This is a genomic window from Methylobacterium sp. 174MFSha1.1 (assembly GCF_900116815.1).
Classification (GTDB): Bacteria; Pseudomonadota; Alphaproteobacteria; order Rhizobiales; family Beijerinckiaceae; genus Methylobacterium.
Genome location: NZ_FPCB01000031.1, coordinates 16,203 through 32,882, shown reverse-complemented (window position 1 = coordinate 32,882; position 16,680 = coordinate 16,203). Strand labels below are relative to the sequence as shown.

Genomic DNA, 16,680 nt, shown 5'->3' with positions numbered 1-16,680 from the left:
CCGCGATCCCCGCGCGGGGCCCTCCTTCCTTTCACGGCCGTTGCCATCGGGCGCGGGCCGCCCGATAACCCGGGCGACCGGAGATACCCCCGACATGGCCCTCACCGTCGCGGTCCAGATGGACCCGATCCAGGCGATCCGCATCGCCGGCGACACCACCTTCTCGCTGCTGCTGGAGGCGCAGGCCCGCGGCCACACGCTCCTGCACTACACGCCCGACCGGCTCTCGATGCGCGACGGGCGCGTCACCGCCCGGGCCGAGCCCCTGCGGGTGCAGGACGTCGAGGGCGACCACGCCCATCTCGGCGCCCAGGAGCGCGTGGACCTGGCGAGCGTCGACGTGGTGCTGATGCGCCAGGACCCGCCCTTCGACCTCGCCTACATCACGGCGACGCACATGCTGGAGCGGATCCATCCGCACACGCTGGTGGTGAACAACCCGTTCGAAGTGCGCAACGCCCCCGAGAAGCTGTTCGTCACCGCCTATCCGGAGCTGATGCCCCCGACCCTCATCACCCGCGACAAGCGCGAGATCGAGGAGTTCCGGGCCGAGCACGGCGCCGTGGTGATGAAGCCGCTGCACGGGCATGGCGGCGCGGCCGTGCTGCGGGTACTGCCCGACGACCCGAATTTCGGCTCGATGTTCGACCTGTTCTCGGTCACCTTCCGCGAGCCCTGGGTGGTGCAGCGCTTCCTGCCGCGGATCACCGAGGGCGACAAGCGCATCATCCTGGTCGACGGCGAGCCGCTCGGCGCCGTCAACCGGGTGCCGGCGGCCAACGACATCCGCTCCAACATGGTGCGGGGCGGCACCGGCGGCGCGACGGCGCTGACCCCGCGCGAGCGGGAGATCTGCGCGGCGATCGGCCCGGAGCTGCGCCGCCGCGGCCTGATTCTCGTCGGCATCGACGTGATCGACGGCAACCTGACCGAGATCAACGTCACCTCGCCGACCGGCATCCGGGCGATCAAGCGCCTCGGCGGCCCCGACCTCGCGGTCGCGGTCTGGGATGCGATCGAGGTCAAGGTGACGAAGCCGCAGAGCGCCTGACACGGCCCGATGGGGGAGGGCGCCTCAGCCCGCGCTCTCCCCCAGCGTGTCCTCGATGTAGAGCCGGTCGAGCAGCACCTTGCAGACCGCCATCAGGGGCAGCGCCAGGGCCACGCCCCAGAGCCCGAACAGCACCCCGAGCAGGATCTGGCCGGCGAACAGGGTGGCGGGCGGGATGTCGAGCGCCCGCTTCTGCACGAAGGGCGTCAGCACGTAGCTCTCCAGGGTCTGCACCAGCAGGTAGACGCACATCCCGGCGATCACCCCCTGCAGCCCCGAGGCGAGGGAGGCCAGCACGATGATGATGCCGGCGACCAGCGCCCCGATGGTCGGGATGAAGCAGAGCAGGCCGGCCTGGAGCCCGAGGACCAGGGCCCCGTCGATGCCGACGAGGCTCAAGCCGAGCCAGACGCAGACGAAGATCGCCGCCATGACGACGAGCTGGCCGAACAGCCAGTGGCGCAGGGTGATGCCGATGTCGTCGGCGACGGAGGCCGCGTGGGTGCGCTGGCGCGAGGGCACGAAGCGCAAGAGCCCGTCGCGGTAGGTCCGCGGATCGGCCGCCACGAACAGGCCGAGCACCACGACGATGAACACGTTGCCGATGGCGCCGAACACCGCCAGCGCCACCGTCGAGGCCTGGCCGAGCACGCTGCTCGCGCCCGACAGGAGCGTGCCGGGGCTCGGCAGGCCGCTCGGGCCCTTCTGGCGCCCGTCCTCCGCCGGATTCGGATCGCGCTGCGCCGCGGCGTCCTTCAGCTTGCCGAAATCGAGGAAGCGGGTGTCGATCCCGCGGGCGTCGAGCCAGGATTTCACGGTGCCGGATTGCTGCTGCAGTGTCTCCCCCAGGCGCTGCGCCTGCCCCGCCACGGTGGCGCCGCCGAGCCCGACCATGCCGAGCACGAGCAGCGCCAGCAGCACGCTGACGATCGCGAGCCGCGCCCCGTGCCCGAGGGGGACGATGCGGCCGAGGTAATGGGTGAGCCCGTCGAGGAAGACCGCGCACAGGATGCCGGCGAAGATCAGGAGCAGCGTGTCGGCCGAGTGCCAGGCCAGCAGCAGGATCGCCGTGAACGACACCACCCCGATGCCGGCGAGCACGAGGGAGCGGGTGCTCGCCCCGGTCGCGCGGGTGGGAACGGCATCCTGAGATGGGAAAACGGCCATGTCCGATGATCTCTCCGCCGGCGGCGCGCGCGGCCGCCGTGCAGGACAGATAGCCGCGCGCGGCCGTTCGGCGACCGCAAAACCCCCTTACCCGTGCTCGCGCCGCCGCCGGACGCCGGCGAGCACGGCGGGATGCGCCGAGGTCTTCCAGGCCTCCGCCCCCTCCGGCGAGACGGCCGTGAAGGGTTTCGGCAGGGCCAGCACCGGGGCGTCGCGCCGGGGCGTCCAGTCCTTCACCTCGACGACCTCGATGATCGGCTCGGGCGGCGGGCGGATCGTCCGGCGCAGGGGCTGCGGCGCGCGGCGCCGGCCGACGACGCGCAGCAGGGCCCAGCCGGCGAGACCGGCCCAGGCGAGAAAAACCCCCCCGGGCGTCGGGCGCTCGGAGAGGAGGAGCGTGGCGAGTCCGACGAGGGCGCAGGCCACCGCGAGGCTGCGCGCGCTCAGCGGGTCGAACGCCAAGGAGTCGGGCTCTCTGGGATCGGAGCGTCTGTGATCGTGGACCATGACCGTGATCCTGCATCAGGCCGGTCAGCGAATCCTCGATCCGATCGCTCCAATTCTCGGTAATCCCCGTTTCACACCCTCACCACCGCGCTGCCGCCGCCGCATCGTGCTCCGTCGCCTCGACCCAGCCGCCCAAGGTGCCGTCGGCGCGGTGCTCGCGCTTCCAGAACGGCGCGCGGGTCTTGAGGTAGTCCATCAGGAAGCTCGCGGCCTCGAAGGCGGCCGTGCGGTGGGCGGAGGCCGCGAGCACCAGCACGATCCCCTCGCCCGGGCGGATCAGGCCGTGGCGGTGGATCGCGACGGCCCCTTGCAGCGGCCAGCGCGACGCGGCCTCGGCGAGCACCCGGCCGATCTCGGCCTCGGCCATGCCGGGATAATGCTCGAGCTCGAGGGCGGAGAGTTGCCCGTCCTCGTCCCGGCACAGGCCGGTGAAGCTCACGATGGCGCCCGCCCGCCCGCCGAGCTCCGCCGTGAGGGCGGCGATCTCCGCCGCGACGTCGAAGGGCTCGGGCTGGATCGAGAGGCGCGGGGTCATGGCGGGTCCGGGCAGTGGGCAGGGCCTTGCTCTAGCATGAACCGGCCGCGACGGGACCCGGGGCTGGCGGCGGGCGCGGAACGGCGTAGATGTGGGGCGAAGGACCGGCCGCGCGGCCGGCCGGACGGAGGACGACCCGTGACCCCTGACCTCCTCCTCTCCTTCGACGACACGGAGCCCACCTTCGCCGCCCGGCCGGTCTGGTGCGGCCGCGGCAGCGCGGTGATCGGGCGGGCGAGCCTCGGGGCCCAGGCCTGGCTCGGCGACGAATCGGTGATCCGCGCCGACGGGCACGACGTGATCGTCGGCGACCGGTTCTGGCTCGGCGCCCGCTCGACCCTGCACATCGCCGCCGAGATGTATCCGTGCATCGTCGGCGACCGGGTCACGGTCGGGCGCGATGCGGTGGTCCATGCCTGTACGGTGGGCGACGATTGCGTGATCGAGGATGCCTGCATCGTCCTCGACGGGTCCCTGATCGAGGACGGGGTGCTGCTGGAGGCCGGCAGCACGGTGTTTCCGCGCACCACCCTGCCGGCGGGCTTCGTCTGCGCCGGCAGCCCGGCCCGGCCCCTTCGCCCTCTCGCGCCGGGCGAACTCGCCGAGCGGGCCGAGCGCCTGCGCGAGGCCGCCGCCAGCGAGCCGGCCGCCGCGCCGGGCGACGACTTCGCGCCCGATCCGGCGGTGTTCGTCGCCCGCACCGCCCGGCTGCGCGGCCGGGTCGCCCTTGCGCCGGGGGCGAGCGTGTTCTTCTCCTGCCTCCTCGAGGCGCCGCTGAGCCCGATCGTGATCGGAGCCAACGTGAACGTGCAGGACAATTGCGCGATCCACACCCAGGCCGGCGGCCTGGTGATCGAGCGCGACACCACGCTCGGCCACAACGTCACCGCCGGGGACGGGCGCATCGGCCCGGGCTGCCTGATCGGCATGGGCGCGCGGCTCGCTCCCGGCACGGTGGTGGAGGGGGACGTGCTGCTCGCCGCCGGCAGCGCCACCGATCCGGGCCAGGTGCTGGAATCGGGCTGGCTCTGGGGCGGGCGCCCGGCCCGGGCCCTGTCGCGCCTCGACGCGAACCGCCGCGCCATGATGGCCCGCACCGTCGCGAGCTACGCGGCCTATGGGCGGGCGTATCGCAAGCTTCAGGCGATGCGCGGCGAAGGTTAGAGCCCCGCCACCGCCCGCCCGGCCCCGGCGCGACGAGCCGCCTCCGCGACGTCGAGGAGGTGGGCGAGCTCGGACGCCGCCGCGGCGACCCGCTCGGCGACGCGCTCGTCGGTGACGATTCCGTTCTCGATCTCGGCCTCGCCGGCATAGACCGCGGTCGGCGCGACGTGGGCGGTGAAGAAGCCGAACAGTGGGCGCAGCTGGTGCTCGACCATCAGGGCGTGGCGCGGGCCGCCGCCGGTCGCGGTGAGCGCCACCGGCTTGCCGGCCAGAGCCGCCGGCTCCAGGAAGTCGATCACGTGCTTGAACAGGCCCGAATAGGAGCCGTTATGCACCGGTGAGCCGACGATCACCGCGTCGGCGCCCTCGATCGCCTCGATCATGTGGGCGATCGGCAGGGGCAGGGCCTGCCGGGTGGTGGCGCCGAGCCCGGTGCCGACCTCGGCGAGGTCGAAGACCTTCAGGTCGATCGGGCGGCGTCGGCCGAGCTCGGCCGCCACGGCCTCCACCAGCGCGCGGGTCCGGGAGGGGCGGCGGACGTTGCCCGAGAAGGCGACGATGCGGGCTGGTCTCACGGCGGGCTCCGGTTGGCTTTCACGGCGACGAGGAGGCTGGAACGGTTTCGCGGTCTTGGCGACGCCCCCGAATGTGAAGCGCGCGCGCGACAGGTCAATGCGAATCCGGTGCCAGGGCTCCCCGTCCGTTAACGGGACGACGCGTCCCAGGTCTCCAACAGATGGGGCAGATCGGTGAATTCGTCGAAAACCCGGAGGGCTCCTGCAGCCAAAAGATCCGTCCCGGCCCGGTCGTGCGACCAGTGGCCGCCGCCGCAGAAGCCCAGAACCGGGATGCCGGCGGCCCGCGCCGCGGTGACGCCCGGCACGCTGTCCTCGACCACCACGCAGGCTTCCGGTGCCACCCCCATCTGGGCGGCGGCGTAGAGGAAGAGGTCCGGGAACGGCTTGCCCCGCGCCACCATGGTGGCGCTGAAGACGTGACCGTCGAAATGCTCCAGGAGGCCGGTGAGCGAGAGCGCGTGGCGCAGGCGCTGCGGATCGCTGCTCGAGGCGACGCAACGCCGGTCCCGCATCGCCCCCAGCACCGCGCCGACGCCCCTGATCGCCTGAAGCTCGGCGTCGAAGGCCCGCAGGGTGTCGGCCCGCACCGCGTCGACGAAGCCGTCCGGGGTCGCCACGCCGTAGTCCGTCGCGACATGCGCCATGATCGAGGTCATGCTGGTGCCGGTGAAGCGGCGGGCCACCGTGTCGAGGTCGATCGGCACGCCGATGCGCCGCAAGGCGTCGGTCAGGCGCGCCAGGCTGATCGGCTCGCTGTCCACCAGGACCCCGTCGCAGTCGAAGATCACCAGCTCCGGCCGTCCACCCGTCCTGCCGTTCATGCCGCTCCCCCCGCTGTCGGTCGCAACGCGCCGTGACACGGAGGCTGCGCCCGGATCAACCCGCCACGGTGCCGCGCTCAAGCTTGCGCCCGCAAGACCGTCTCTCTACTCAAGGTGCCGCGCGCCCCCGGGTGAGGCGCGCGGTCCGGAGCCCTGGATGATCCGTTTCCTGTGCCGCAGCCTCGGCCTTCTGCTTCTCGCCGCCGGCTTCGTCGGGATCGTCTATGACGGCGCCCGCTCGATCGCCAACAACGCGGTGCTCGTCACCTCGGTCAGCGACGTCGCCGCGGCGCTCATGAAGGACCGGGCCGCGAGTCTCCAGGCGATGGCCGAGGGCGGGCAGCCGACTTTGTGGAAGCTCCTCGGCCTCCCCTTCACCCTCTCGCCGGCGGCCCCGATCGCCCTGGTCCTCGGTCTGGTGCTGCTCTGGCTCGGCCAGCCGGCGCGGGCCGGCATCGGCACGAGCTTCCGCCCGTGAGCGAGCGCCCGCGACCTCTCCTGCACACGAGCGCGCCCGACGATGCGGCCTGACGCGATGGGGCGGTCCGCGCTCGCGGTCCTGCCCGGCCTCACCCTCTGCGTCGCCGTCACGGCGGCGGCGAGCCTGGTCCAGGCGGCGGAGGAGCGCCTCGTCCACCACCCCTACGTCGAGGCCCTGGTGATCGCGATCCTCGCCGGCATCGCGATCCGCTCGGTCTGGGAGCCGGGGCCGCGCTGGCGCATCGGCATCGCCTTCAGCGCCAAGCAGCTGCTCGAGGTCGCCGTGATGCTGCTCGGCGCCTCGATCAGCCTCGCGGCTTTGGTCGCCTCGGGGCCGGCCCTGCTCGCCGGCATCGTCGCCACCGTGGTGATCGCCCTGATCGCCAGCTACGCCATCGGCCGCCTGCTCGGGCTGCCGGCCCGGATGTCGATCCTGATCGCCTGCGGCAACGCCATCTGCGGCAACTCGGCCATCGCGGCGGTGGCCCCGGTGATCGGCGCGAGCGGCGACGACGTCGCCTCCTCGATCGCCTTCACGGCGATCCTCGGCGTGCTGGTGGTGCTCGGCCTGCCGCTCCTCATCCCCTTGCTCGGCACCAACCCGACCGAGTACGGCGTGCTCGCCGGCCTCACGGTCTACGCGGTGCCGCAGGTGCTCGCCGCCACCGTGCCGGTGAGCCTCGTCAGCACCCAGGTCGGCACGCTGGTCAAGCTCGTGCGGGTGCTGATGCTCGGCCCCGTCGTGCTCGGTTTGTCGCTGCTCGCCCCGCGCCTGCGGGAGGAGCCTGGCACCCCGGCCGGCGCGCGCAAGAAGCTCGGCTTCTTCAAGCTGGTGCCGTGGTTCATCCTCGGCTTCCTGGCGCTGGCCACCGCCCGGTCGCTGGGCCTCGTGCCCGACGCGGCGCTCGCGCCGCTCACCCGCACCGCCGGCATCCTGACGGTGATCGCCATGGCGGCTCTGGGCCTCGGCGTCGACGTGCGGGTGGTGGCCCGGGTCGGCGGGCGGGTGACCCTCGCGGTCATCGCCTCCCTGGGCGTCCTGCTCCTCGTCAGCATCGCGCTGGTGCGGGGGTTGGGGATTTCCTGACGGCGCTCAGCTCCGGAGCGCCGCCGTGCCCGATTTCGGCCCCACCCCGTCGGGGACCGGCACCGGGGTCGCGCCGTAATTCGCGTTGAGAGTCAGGTTCGGCCCCTCGTAGAGGTTGATCTGCCGGGCGACGATCACCGTGTAGGCTGATTGGTCGGCGACCGGCCGATTGCTGTCGACGATCAGCCGGCCCGCCGGCAGGTAGATCGTGCCGAGCATCGTGCGGGCGTTGTCGCTGATGATGCGGTACTGCCGCATCGGCGGCGCCGGACCCGGCGGGGGAGGGGGCGGCGGCGTGACCCAGGTGTCGATCGGGACGGGGACGGGATCGGAGACGGTCCGCTGCTCGGCCATCAGCAGGCCGGCCATCAGGCCGCTCGTCGGCGCGGTGAGGCTGATTGTCGTGTTCTTGTCGAACAGGAGCCCGCCCTTGTCGCCGGTGAAGAAGAACCCGACGCCCTCGCCCGACATCGTCGCCTTCTTGTCGACGATCAGCGGGCCGTCCTTCATCACGTAGGTGCCGGGACGGAGCGTGACGATGGCGTTTTCTGTGATGCGCAGGCCGCCGCAATAGGTGCCGGGATCGAGGGTGACGACGCCCGTCACCAGGTTGGCGGGACCCGGGGGCGGCTTCTTGGCGCTCGGATTGACCCAGGAGCCCAGGATCACGCAATCGACGTCCGGATTCGGCAGCGGCCGACTTTTGAGCGGATCGCCGATCGGCGTGCAGTCGGTGACCGGTGCCGGGGTGAACAGGGCCTTGGACCCGTCGAAGCCGCCCGCCGAGCAGATCGACATCGCCCGGGCGGTCGCGCTGTTCTTCCCCATCATCCCGCTCGGGCTCGTGGAGTTCGAGTAGAGCGAGCAGCCGTCGGCGGTGACCTTCGCGTTCTTCTCCATGTCGAACGCCCCTTTGGCCGAGGGGTCGAGGGCGAGCAGGCATAGGCGGACCGAGCCGACGAGCTGGGCCTTCGCGCTGACGATCAGGGTGGTGGAGGGCAGGCTGAGCAGCTTGCCCATGAGCGAGGGCACCGTCTCCTCGATCACCGTCGACACGGCGCTGCGCCTGTCGCCGACCTCGGCCGTGATCGTGCTGCGCCGGTCGGCGGGCGTGCGCGCCTGCGCTTGGATCGTCTGCCGGGTGACGCTCGCCACCGCGGCGTCGTCGGCATTGGCGAGCTTGAGCATGTTGGCGCCGGCGAGCACCCCGGCATCGGCGGCGCTCTGCAACTGGGCCTTGCGGTAGAGCAGCCGGCTGTACTCGACGCCGGCGCCCACCGACGCCACGAGGACCGGCAGCGCGACCGCGAAGGCGACCAGGACGGTGCCGCGGCGATCCTGCGCGAAACGGTGGAGCCGCCGGCCGGCGCGCCGCGCGCGATCTCCGAAAACTGGGTTCTGCACGAGATCCGTACCGCTGAGCCTCGGCGGAGGGCGCGGCGCCTCGCGCGCAGGCTCCACCGGATGAAGTGTCGATCACGCCCGGGTACCGTTCCGACGATGATACCCCAACTGAGTATTAAGAGTTGAGACCGAAAACTTTTAACGGGCGGTGAAGGCGTCAGGTCTGCCGCCTCGTCGCTGCGGTCTCCCCGGCTGAAGTTCCGGTCCCGGCACGGTCTAACTCGCCGGCGATCGCGACGGTGGCGCGCATGGCGGTGGCGAATGCGATCGCGCGCGGGTGCAAAGTCCTGGGACCGGAGCGGCGACGACGGTCTCGATCGGCAGGACCGGCCTGCGGCCGTCATTCGGACACGCGATGAATGCCGCGGAGAGAGGCGCCTGACGCCGTCAATTTTCGCGTGAGCCGCGCCGATGTCGCGCGGGGCGAGGGCGATCGGCTGCCGGCCTCGGAGAAGCGGCTGGTTCCGAGCCCCTGCCCGGCAGGGGCGCCTCGTCGACCATCGGGGCTGTTCTCGGGCCGGACTCGCGTCTCGGGCCGATCTCGTGGACTCGGCCACATTCCTCGGACGCCGACGCAGGCCGGTTCGTCCGACATGCGCGCGCCGTCCGCAAGATCGGACGGCTAGCGGGGTTTCGCCACGGAGGCGCCGGTCAGGTCGGCGGGACGGTGCTCCGGCGTTCGGCGGCGGGCGTGGGCCGGGAAGAGGCGGGCTTCTCGGGCGCGGATGCCTTGGCGCCGGGTTTCGGCTCGGCCTTGGGCGCCGTCCCCTCTGCCGAAGGTGCCTTGACGGCGGCCGGCTTGGAGGCTTCGGATTTGGCGGCACCTGGCTTGGTCGCGGTGGGCTTGGCGGTCGGCCTGGTCTCGGCCGCGATTCCCGCCGGGACCGGCCGGGCGGCGGGCTTCGCCGACCCCGGCTTGGCGGTATCCGGCTTGGCGGTGTCCGGTTTGGCGAGCGCCCCGGTCACCGCGACGTCGGCCGGTTTGCCCGTGTCGAGGCCGTAGACGTCGTCGCGAAAATGCACCCGGCCGTCCGGGGTGGCGTAGCCGGTGAGGTAGACGAAGGTCACCGGCACGGGCTTCGCCAGCTTGATGTCGCGGCGCTCGCCGGTGGCGATGCCGGTCTCGATCTCCATCGGGCCCCAGGCCGAGCCGGGGCCGTTCGGGCCCGGCGTTCCGTCGAGGAGCCAGCCGACCAGCGCCTTCACGTCGGCGACGCGCACGCAGCCCGAGGAGTGGAAGCGCACGTCGCGGGTGAACAGCGACTTCGACGGCGTGTCGTGCATGTAGACCGCGTGCCGGTTCGGCATGTCGATCCGCACCTGGCCGAGCGAGTTGTCGAAGCCCGGGTCCTGGCGCAGGGTGTAGTTCACCGCCCGCTCGGTCGACCAGTCGACGGCGGTCGGCTGCACCTCCTGGCCCTGGCCGTCGAGCATGCGGATATGCATCTTGGCGAGGTAGCCCGGATCCTTGCGCATGTGCGGGATGATGTCCTTCTTGATGAGGGACACCGGCACGGTCCAGGTCGGGTTGAAGTTGATGTTGGTGATCTTCGTCTCGACCGAGGGCGAGGCGCGCTCCGGCTTGCCCACCACCGCGACGTAGCGGCGCGCCACGCTGCCGTGATCCACCGCCTCGACGGCGGCCGACGGGATGTTGACCACGACGTAGCGCTCGCCGAACGGGAAGCTCGACCCGATCAGCCGGTTGGCCGAGGCCGCGAGCTGGCGCTGGCGCACGCCCGCGGGCACGTTGAGGGCGGCCACGGTCTGGCGGCCGAGGAGCCCCGTCTCGGGCAGGTTGTGCCGGGCCTGGTAGCGCTTGAGCGCCGCGACGAGGCCGGGATCGAGGGCGTCGCCCTCCGGGCCGCCCGGGGCGAGGTCCTCGGTCAGAACGAGGTGGCGGCGTAGAAGCGGGATCGCCGGGTTGCGCTCGCCGGGCTTCACCGCGAGGTCGGCCGGCAGGGCCGGCCAGCCCCCGGCCTCGACCAGACCCTGGTAGCGCTCGGCCGCCCGCAGGGTATCGAGGAAGGTCGCGGGCGTCAGGGTCGGGGTGGTGTCCTGCGACATCCGCGCCACCACTAGCGGCGGCAGCTCGCGCGAGACTTTTTTGGGGGGCGCCTTGCCCTCCGCGGCTTTGGTTTCGGCTGGCTTGGGCTCGGCAGGCCTGGCCTCACCCGGCCTGGGGGCGGCGCCGGGCTTGATCGGGCCGACCGGCAGCGGCGTCGCGCCGCCCGGCAGGGGCTCGGGCGACGCCGTCACCTCGCGCCGCGTCGGCTCGACCGGCGCCGGCGGGACGGGGGCGGCCTGCACGGAGGGCGCTTGATTCTGGGAGCCCGGGACCGACGCGGGCGGCACCGGGGGCGCGGGCTCGACCGCGGCGGCGAGCCCGGTGCCGAGCACCCAGGCGAGGGCCGCCGCCGAGGGCAGGTACGGAAACGCAACACGCAACACCATCACCGGCCTCGGGCAAGGACGCCCCCCAGCATGGTCACGCGAGGGTTACCAAAAACCTGCCGGCCTGCCTCAAGGGTCACCAGGTCGCGGATCACCGCGTCAAGGATTACCCAGCGCGCCTCGCGCCGCCGCCAGGATCTCGTCGGAGAGAGCCGGATCGTCCACCGCCCGGGCGAGCACCAGGGCGCCGACGAGGCCGGAGATCGCCGCGAGCGCCGCTCCCCGGTCGCCGTCGGGCAGGGCTTCCTGCATCCGGGCGAGGCGCGCCTCCAACCCCTCGGTGAAGGCGCGGCGCACGGGCGCCGGCTGGCGCGCCGTCTCGCTCCCCAAGGCCGCGAGGGCGCAGCCGGTGCCCGGCCGGTCACGATGGGCCGCCGACAGGTAGGCGGCGACGAAGGCGGCGAGGTCCGGCGCCGTCCCGGGTTCCCGCGGCGCCGGCGTCAGAGCCTGACCCAGCGCCTGGGCGGCGAGGTCCTCCTTCGAGGCGAAGTGGCCGTAGAAGCCGCCATGGGTGAGCCCGGCGGCCTCCATCACCTCGGCCACCGTCACGGCGGAGAACCCCTTCTCGCGGAAGAGACGCCCGGCCGCTTCGAGGATCCGGCGCCGGTTTTCCTGGAACTGCTCGCGCGTCACCCGCATCCGACGATCCGCTCCCGTTGACATCATTGAGGACCACGATCATCAATATGGTATCATGATCGACGTCATGTAAGAAGACGAAAAGGAGGGAGCATGGCCGCCACGTCGTCGCCCGAGCCGCTGCGGGAGCCCCCGGCAAGAGAGCACACGGCAAGAGAGCCCTCGGCAAGGGAGCGCACGGTCACCTGGACCGATCCGCGGGCGCTGGCCCGGGCCGGGCAGGGGCTCGCCGGGCTCGATTTCCTGCGCGCCCTGATCGCCGGCACGGTGCCGCCGCCGCCGATCGTCGCCCTGATGGGCATCACGCTCGACGAGGCCGAGCCGGGCCGGGTGACGATGCGGATGCCGGCGGGCGAGTACCTCTACAACCCGATCGGCAGCGTCCATGGCGGGGCGCTGGCGACGCTGCTCGACAGCGTGATGGGCTGCGCCGTCCACAGCACCCTGTCGGCCGGGCGCGGCTACACGACGCTGGAGATCAAGGTGAACTACCTGCGGGCGGTCACCGAAGGCTCCGGCCGCGTCATGGCGGTGGGCCGGGTGGTCCATGCCGGGCGGCGCCAGGCCGTGGCCGAGGCGAGCCTCACCGACGAGGCCGGCCGGCTCTGCGCCACCGCCAGCACCACCTGCCTGATCTTCGACCTGCCCGTGCGGGACGATCTGCCCGCCCGCGCAGAGCGGCCCGCCCGACCGGAGGAGCGCCCGTGAGCCTGCCCTACCGCACCGCCCTCATCGTCGGCGCCGGAGCCGGCATCAGCGCGGCGCTGGCCCGCCTCCTCGCCGCGGAAGGGCTGCAGGTCGGCCTCGCGGCCCGCGACGCGGGCAAGCTCGCCGACCTCGCGGCCGAGACCGGGGCGGCGACCTTCGCGGCCGACGCCGCCGACCCGCAGGCCGTGGCCGCGCTGTTCGCCGCCGTCGAGGCCCGCCTCGGCGCGCCCGACGTAGTGATCTACAACGCCAGCGCCCGGGCGCCCGGGCCGCTCGCCTCCCTCGATCCGGAGGCGGTACGGCGGGCGGTGGAGGTCACCGCCTACGGCGCCTTCCTGGTCGCCCGCGAGGCGGCGCGGCGCATGGAGCCGCACGGCCACGGGGCGATCCTGTTCACCGGCGCCACCGCCGGCGTGAAGGGCTTTCCGCTCTCGGCTGCCTTCGCGATGGGCAAGTTCGCCCTGCGCGGCCTCGCCCAGAGCGCGGCGCGCGAACTCGGCCCGAAGGGCATCCACGTCGCCCACTTCGTCGTCGACGGCGCGGTGCGCAGCGCCCGCCGGCCCGACCCGGCGGACAAGCCCGACAGCACCCTCACGCCGGAGGGCGTGGCGCGGGCCTATCTCGACGTTTTGCGCCAGCCCCGCGACGCGTGGTCGTTCGAGGTCGAGCTGCGGCCCTGGGTGGAGCGGTTCTGAAGGTTTGACGGGCGGCGCCGATCGATCCGGCGCCCGGGCCGACACCGCTCCGTGTCATCCCGGGGCCGCGCAGCGGAACCCGGGATCTATAACTGCCGACGCTCCTCGTTGAAGCGGAACACTCACCGCCTCTTCCTCCAACGTCAGCGGTTATGGATCCCGGGTTCCGCTTTCGCGGCCCCGGGATGACGTCGAGGGTGTCAAGACTGTCGATGGACGAAGCGCCGCGGGCAGCCGCCCTCACGCCGCCCGCACCGCCTCCAGGAAGCCCTGCACCTGGCCGCGCAGGCGCTCGGCCTGGCCGGCGAGCTCGGAGGAGGTGGCGAGCACCTGGGTGGCGGCGTGGCCGGTCTCCTGGGCGGCCTGGGACAGGCCGGCGACCGTCGCGGTGACGTCGCCGGTGCGGGTCGAGGCCTGGGCCACGGAGGCGACGATCTCCCGGGTCGCGCTGCCCTGCTCGCGCACGGTGCCGGCGATGGCCTCGGCGGTGTCGCTCACGGCGTGGATCGTCCCGGTGATCCCGGCGATCGCCGTGACCGCCCGGCCGGTCGAGGTCTGGATCCAGGCGATCTGCTCACCGATCTCGGCGGTCGCCTTCGCGGTCTGGCCGGCCAGCTCCTTCACCTCGGCGGCCACCACGGCGAAGCCCCGGCCCGCCGGTCCGGCGCGGGCCGCCTCGATCGTGGCGTTCAGCGCCAGCAGGTTGGTCTGCTGGGCGATCCCCGAGATGAGGGCGAGCACGTCGCCGATCCGGTTCGCCGCGCCGGCCAGATCCGCCACGATGGTGCCGGCCTGCGCGGCCTCGGCGACCGCGGCCTTCGAGCGCTCGGCGGAGGCTGCGGCCTGCCGGTCGATCTCGCTCACCGAGGCGCCGAGGGTGCCGGCCGCGTCCGACACCATCCCGACGTTGCGGGCCGCGTCGCCGGCGGCCTCGGCCACGACCGCCGAGCGCCGGGCGGCGTCGCCCGCGGTGGCGGAGAGCTGGGCGGCGGTCGCCTGCATCTCGGTCGCCGCCGACGAGACCATGCCGACGACCTCGCCGACCGCCCGGTCGAAGCTTCGCACCAGGTCGTCCACCGCGCCGGCCCGGCGCTCGCGCTGCGCCTGCCCGGTCGCCTCCGCGGCCCGCAAGGTCTCGGCCTCGGCGAGGCGGTCGCGGAACAGCCGGACCGAGCGGGCCATGGTGCCGACCTCGTCGCCCCGCTCCGTCGCCGGCACGGCGACGTCGAGGCGGCCCGCGGCGAGGGCCTGCATGGTGCGGTCGAGGGCGGCGAGCGGCCGGCCGATATGCCGGGCGAGCGCCCAGGCGACCGCGAGCGCCGCGAGGGCCGCGACGGCGAGCACGCCGAGGAGGATGAGCACCGCCCGGTGCCGGGCGGCGACCTCGCCCGAGATGTCGAGCGCCACCTCGATCGTGCCGATCGCCTGGCCCGAGGCGTTGACGAGCGGCCCGGCCACCACGGCGGTCGCGCGCTCGGCGAGCCGGATCTCGCGCCAGGCGATCGGCCGGGCGGTCGCCGCGGCATGGGCGGCGGGGTCGAGCAGGGTCTTGTCGGGGAAGGTCGCCGCGAGCGTCGTCGGCACCCCGTCCTTGACGAGGTGGAACGCCAGGTCGACGCCGAGCCGCTGCTTCAGGTCGGCGAGGAAGCCGGCGCCGAGCGGGCTGCCGACATCGGCGATGCCGACCGTCGCGCCGTTGCGGACCACCGGCACCGTGGCGAAGATCGCGATCGTGTCCCGCCCCGGCTCGATGCCGGTCGTGGGCAGGCCGGTCTGCAAGGCCGCCCGCACGGTGGCGCGGCGGGCGAGCACAGAATCGCCGTGGGCGTCCGGCGCGTGCAGGCGCGCGAGCGCGGTGCCGTCCGGGCGGAAGAAGCTCACCAGCCGCAGGTTCAGGCCCTCCGCCAGCCGCGCCCCGAGGGCCGGGGATCGCGAGAGGATCGCCGCGCGGTCGCCCCGCTGCATCGCCTCGCCGAGGGCGGGATCGTGGGCGAGGCTCGTCGAGACCGCGAGGGCGCGCCGGCCCTGCTCGGCCATCGCATCCGTCACCGCCCGGTAGCGCTGGTCCAAGGCCGTGGTGATCGCGGCGTCGGCGGCCTCGTGCTGCTGGCGGTAGGCGGTCCATCCGAGGAGCGCGGTCGCCGTCAGCGAGCAGGCGAGCAGGGCGGCGGTGAGCTTGCCTCCGATGGAGCGCAAGGCAGGCGGGCGTCGCGAGAGCATGGCGGGTGCGTAAGGACTCGGTCAGGTCGGGCTCGACCGGAGAGACCCTGTCGATCGCACGTTAAGGCCGCGTGAAGCGCGGCCCGCGAAAGATCAAGGCGGCGCGACGATCGTCGGCGGATCGTATCGGGTGGTCTTCGCGGCACCGCGTTGACGCACGTCATCCCGCGTCATGGATGAGACGGGCGGGCGAACGGTCCGGGACGCGCGGAAAAATCTTCCCCAACGCCAACCACGACCTCGTCCGCCCGGCTTGGTCTGCTCACCCCCGGTAGCGCGCCGCCGCGTGCTCCTGCGCGAAATTCGGCGCCATCGCCCGGCGGGCCGCCTCGAACGCCTCCCACTGGCCGTCATCCGGCAGGGACGGGATCGTCACCGCCTCGCGCCGGTCGAATCCGTTCAGGGCGGCATCGACCATCTCGCCGACCTCCATCACGCCCTGCAGGCTCTCCACCGCTCTGCCGGAGCGCTCCCAGATCTCGGTGCGGGTCGCGGCCGGCAGCACCGCCTGGACGTAGATCCCGCGCGGTCCGAGCTCGAACTGGAGCCCCTGCGACAGGGTCAGCACGTAGGCCTTGGTCGCCCCGTAGACGCCGGGCAGCCACTCGGGCGCGAGCGCCACCACCGAACTGATGTTGACGATGGCGCCGCCGCCGCGGGCCAGGAACCCCTGCACGGCGGCGCCGGCGAGCCGGGTGAGCGCCACCACGTTGAGGTCGACGAGGCGGTATTGCGGCGCGAGGTCGTCGGCCGTGAACCCCGCCGGGGCCGCAGCACCCGCATTGTTCACGAGCAGGCCGATCCCGGCATCGTCGCGCAGCCGCGCCTCGACCGCCGCGAGCCTGGCCGGATCGGTGAGGTCGGCCGCCAGCACGTCGACCGCGACGCCGGTCTCGGCCCGCAGGCGCGCGGCCATGGCGTCGAGGCGGGCGGCATCGCGGGCCACCAGCACCAGCGGATGGCCGCGGCGGGCGAGGCGGTCGGCGTAGGTGGCGCCGATGCCCGACGAGGCGCCGGTGATCAGGGCGATGGGCTTCCGGTCGCGTGTCTGGTCACTCATGGGAAATTCTCCGGGCCGGCGGCGTTTCATGATCGCCGTCATGTCTGTATTGATGATGATCAACAGCAAAACCGTCAATCGGCGCCGCCGCCGGCGGGTGCGCCGGCGCA

Annotated in this window: 16 protein-coding genes; 6 read left to right on the top strand and 10 right to left on the bottom strand. The window is 73.1% G+C overall.

Translation table 11 applies throughout. The annotated features are described in order from the left end of the window. The first annotated feature begins 94 nt into the window (after positions 1 to 94). On the top strand, positions 95 to 1,051 hold the full coding sequence (gene gshB / locus BM430_RS24510) for a glutathione synthase (protein ID WP_093569859.1): 957 nt from the start codon (positions 95 to 97) through the stop codon (positions 1,049 to 1,051). Between the two features lie 24 nt (positions 1,052 to 1,075). Here the strand turns inward: gshB and BM430_RS24505 are convergent, their stop codons facing one another. The 3 genes from BM430_RS24505 to BM430_RS24495 form a co-directional block, all read right to left on the bottom strand. Further along, the gene (locus tag BM430_RS24505) at positions 1,076 to 2,218 is read right to left on the bottom strand and encodes an AI-2E family transporter (RefSeq protein ID WP_093569858.1); all 1,143 of its coding nucleotides are present in this window, start codon (positions 2,216 to 2,218) and stop codon (positions 1,076 to 1,078) included. A gap of 87 nt (positions 2,219 to 2,305) precedes the next feature. Beyond that, entirely contained in the window at positions 2,306 to 2,680 is a 375-nt protein-coding gene (locus tag BM430_RS24500) for a hypothetical protein (RefSeq protein ID WP_093569857.1), read from the bottom strand. A gap of 124 nt (positions 2,681 to 2,804) precedes the next feature. Further along, positions 2,805 to 3,260, bottom strand: a complete 456-nt coding sequence (locus tag BM430_RS24495; protein WP_093569856.1) for a molybdenum cofactor biosynthesis protein MoaE — start codon at positions 3,258 to 3,260, stop codon at positions 2,805 to 2,807. Positions 3,261 to 3,398: 138 nt separating this feature from the next. Here BM430_RS24495 and BM430_RS24490 point away from each other — a divergent pair, with 138 nt between their 5' ends. After that, positions 3,399 to 4,424, top strand: a complete 1,026-nt coding sequence (locus BM430_RS24490; protein ID WP_093569855.1) for a gamma carbonic anhydrase family protein — start codon at positions 3,399 to 3,401, stop codon at positions 4,422 to 4,424. On the opposite strand, the gene msuE is transcribed toward BM430_RS24490, so the two are convergent. Together msuE and BM430_RS24480 are read right to left on the bottom strand one after the other, a co-directional pair. Beyond that, the gene (gene msuE / locus BM430_RS24485) at positions 4,421 to 4,999 is read right to left on the bottom strand and encodes an FMN reductase (RefSeq protein ID WP_093569854.1); all 579 of its coding nucleotides are present in this window, start codon (positions 4,997 to 4,999) and stop codon (positions 4,421 to 4,423) included. The genes BM430_RS24490 and msuE overlap by 4 nt on opposite strands. A gap of 128 nt (positions 5,000 to 5,127) precedes the next feature. After that, complete coding sequence (locus tag BM430_RS24480; protein ID WP_093569853.1) at positions 5,128 to 5,823, bottom strand: HAD family hydrolase; 696 nt, start codon at positions 5,821 to 5,823, stop codon at positions 5,128 to 5,130. A gap of 157 nt (positions 5,824 to 5,980) precedes the next feature. On the opposite strand from BM430_RS24480, the gene BM430_RS24475 reads away from it, so the two are divergent. Both BM430_RS24475 and BM430_RS24470 read left to right on the top strand, forming a co-directional pair. Further along, complete coding sequence (locus BM430_RS24475) at positions 5,981 to 6,301, top strand: PetM family of cytochrome b6f complex subunit 7 (RefSeq protein ID WP_093569852.1); 321 nt, start codon at positions 5,981 to 5,983, stop codon at positions 6,299 to 6,301. Between the two features lie 42 nt (positions 6,302 to 6,343). After that, the gene (locus BM430_RS24470; RefSeq protein ID WP_093569851.1) at positions 6,344 to 7,390 is read left to right on the top strand and encodes a YeiH family protein; all 1,047 of its coding nucleotides are present in this window, start codon (positions 6,344 to 6,346) and stop codon (positions 7,388 to 7,390) included. Positions 7,391 to 7,396: 6 nt separating this feature from the next. Here the strand turns inward: BM430_RS24470 and BM430_RS24465 are convergent, their stop codons facing one another. The 3 genes from BM430_RS24465 to BM430_RS24455 form a co-directional block, all read right to left on the bottom strand. Beyond that, a complete protein-coding gene (locus BM430_RS24465; RefSeq protein WP_177303163.1) occupies positions 7,397 to 8,794 on the bottom strand; it encodes a TadE/TadG family type IV pilus assembly protein in 1,398 nt (465 codons plus the stop codon). Positions 8,795 to 9,445: 651 nt separating this feature from the next. Continuing rightward, the gene (locus tag BM430_RS24460; RefSeq protein ID WP_093569850.1) at positions 9,446 to 11,248 is read right to left on the bottom strand and encodes a L,D-transpeptidase family protein; all 1,803 of its coding nucleotides are present in this window, start codon (positions 11,246 to 11,248) and stop codon (positions 9,446 to 9,448) included. 99 nt (positions 11,249 to 11,347) lie between these two features. Beyond that, the gene (locus tag BM430_RS24455) at positions 11,348 to 11,887 is read right to left on the bottom strand and encodes a TetR/AcrR family transcriptional regulator (protein ID WP_093569849.1); all 540 of its coding nucleotides are present in this window, start codon (positions 11,885 to 11,887) and stop codon (positions 11,348 to 11,350) included. A 93-nt stretch (positions 11,888 to 11,980) separates the two neighbouring features. Here BM430_RS24455 and BM430_RS24450 point away from each other — a divergent pair, with 93 nt between their 5' ends. Both BM430_RS24450 and BM430_RS24445 read left to right on the top strand, forming a co-directional pair. Further along, complete coding sequence (locus tag BM430_RS24450; protein WP_093569848.1) at positions 11,981 to 12,595, top strand: PaaI family thioesterase; 615 nt, start codon at positions 11,981 to 11,983, stop codon at positions 12,593 to 12,595. Continuing rightward, the gene (locus BM430_RS24445; protein ID WP_093569847.1) at positions 12,592 to 13,290 is read left to right on the top strand and encodes an SDR family NAD(P)-dependent oxidoreductase; all 699 of its coding nucleotides are present in this window, start codon (positions 12,592 to 12,594) and stop codon (positions 13,288 to 13,290) included. The genes BM430_RS24450 and BM430_RS24445 overlap by 4 nt, the downstream gene beginning before the upstream one ends. Before the next feature lie 240 nt (positions 13,291 to 13,530). Here the strand turns inward: BM430_RS24445 and BM430_RS24440 are convergent, their stop codons facing one another. Together BM430_RS24440 and BM430_RS24435 are read right to left on the bottom strand one after the other, a co-directional pair. Continuing rightward, positions 13,531 to 15,486: a methyl-accepting chemotaxis protein gene (locus tag BM430_RS24440; RefSeq protein ID WP_244539646.1), complete on the bottom strand. Its 1,956-nt coding sequence runs from the start codon at positions 15,484 to 15,486 to the stop codon at positions 13,531 to 13,533. A gap of 286 nt (positions 15,487 to 15,772) precedes the next feature. After that, positions 15,773 to 16,570, bottom strand: a complete 798-nt coding sequence (locus tag BM430_RS24435; protein WP_093569845.1) for an SDR family NAD(P)-dependent oxidoreductase — start codon at positions 16,568 to 16,570, stop codon at positions 15,773 to 15,775. Positions 16,571 to 16,680 lie beyond the last annotated feature (110 nt).

Coding starts and splice junctions, on each gene's coding strand:
- gshB (WP_093569859.1), top strand. CDS start 95: ATGGCCCTCACCGTCGCGGTCCAGATGGACCCGATCCAGGCGATCCGC.
- BM430_RS24505 (WP_093569858.1), bottom strand. CDS start 2,218: ATGGCCGTTTTCCCATCTCAGGATGCCGTTCCCACCCGCGCGACCGGG.
- BM430_RS24495 (WP_093569856.1), bottom strand. CDS start 3,260: ATGACCCCGCGCCTCTCGATCCAGCCCGAGCCCTTCGACGTCGCGGCG.
- BM430_RS24480 (WP_093569853.1), bottom strand. CDS start 5,823: ATGAACGGCAGGACGGGTGGACGGCCGGAGCTGGTGATCTTCGACTGC.
- BM430_RS24475 (WP_093569852.1), top strand. CDS start 5,981: ATGATCCGTTTCCTGTGCCGCAGCCTCGGCCTTCTGCTTCTCGCCGCC.
- BM430_RS24470 (WP_093569851.1), top strand. CDS start 6,344: ATGCGGCCTGACGCGATGGGGCGGTCCGCGCTCGCGGTCCTGCCCGGC.
- BM430_RS24460 (WP_093569850.1), bottom strand. CDS start 11,248: ATGGTGTTGCGTGTTGCGTTTCCGTACCTGCCCTCGGCGGCGGCCCTC.
- BM430_RS24455 (WP_093569849.1), bottom strand. CDS start 11,887: ATGCGGGTGACGCGCGAGCAGTTCCAGGAAAACCGGCGCCGGATCCTC.
- BM430_RS24450 (WP_093569848.1), top strand. CDS start 11,981: ATGGCCGCCACGTCGTCGCCCGAGCCGCTGCGGGAGCCCCCGGCAAGA.
- BM430_RS24435 (WP_093569845.1), bottom strand. CDS start 16,570: ATGAGTGACCAGACACGCGACCGGAAGCCCATCGCCCTGATCACCGGC.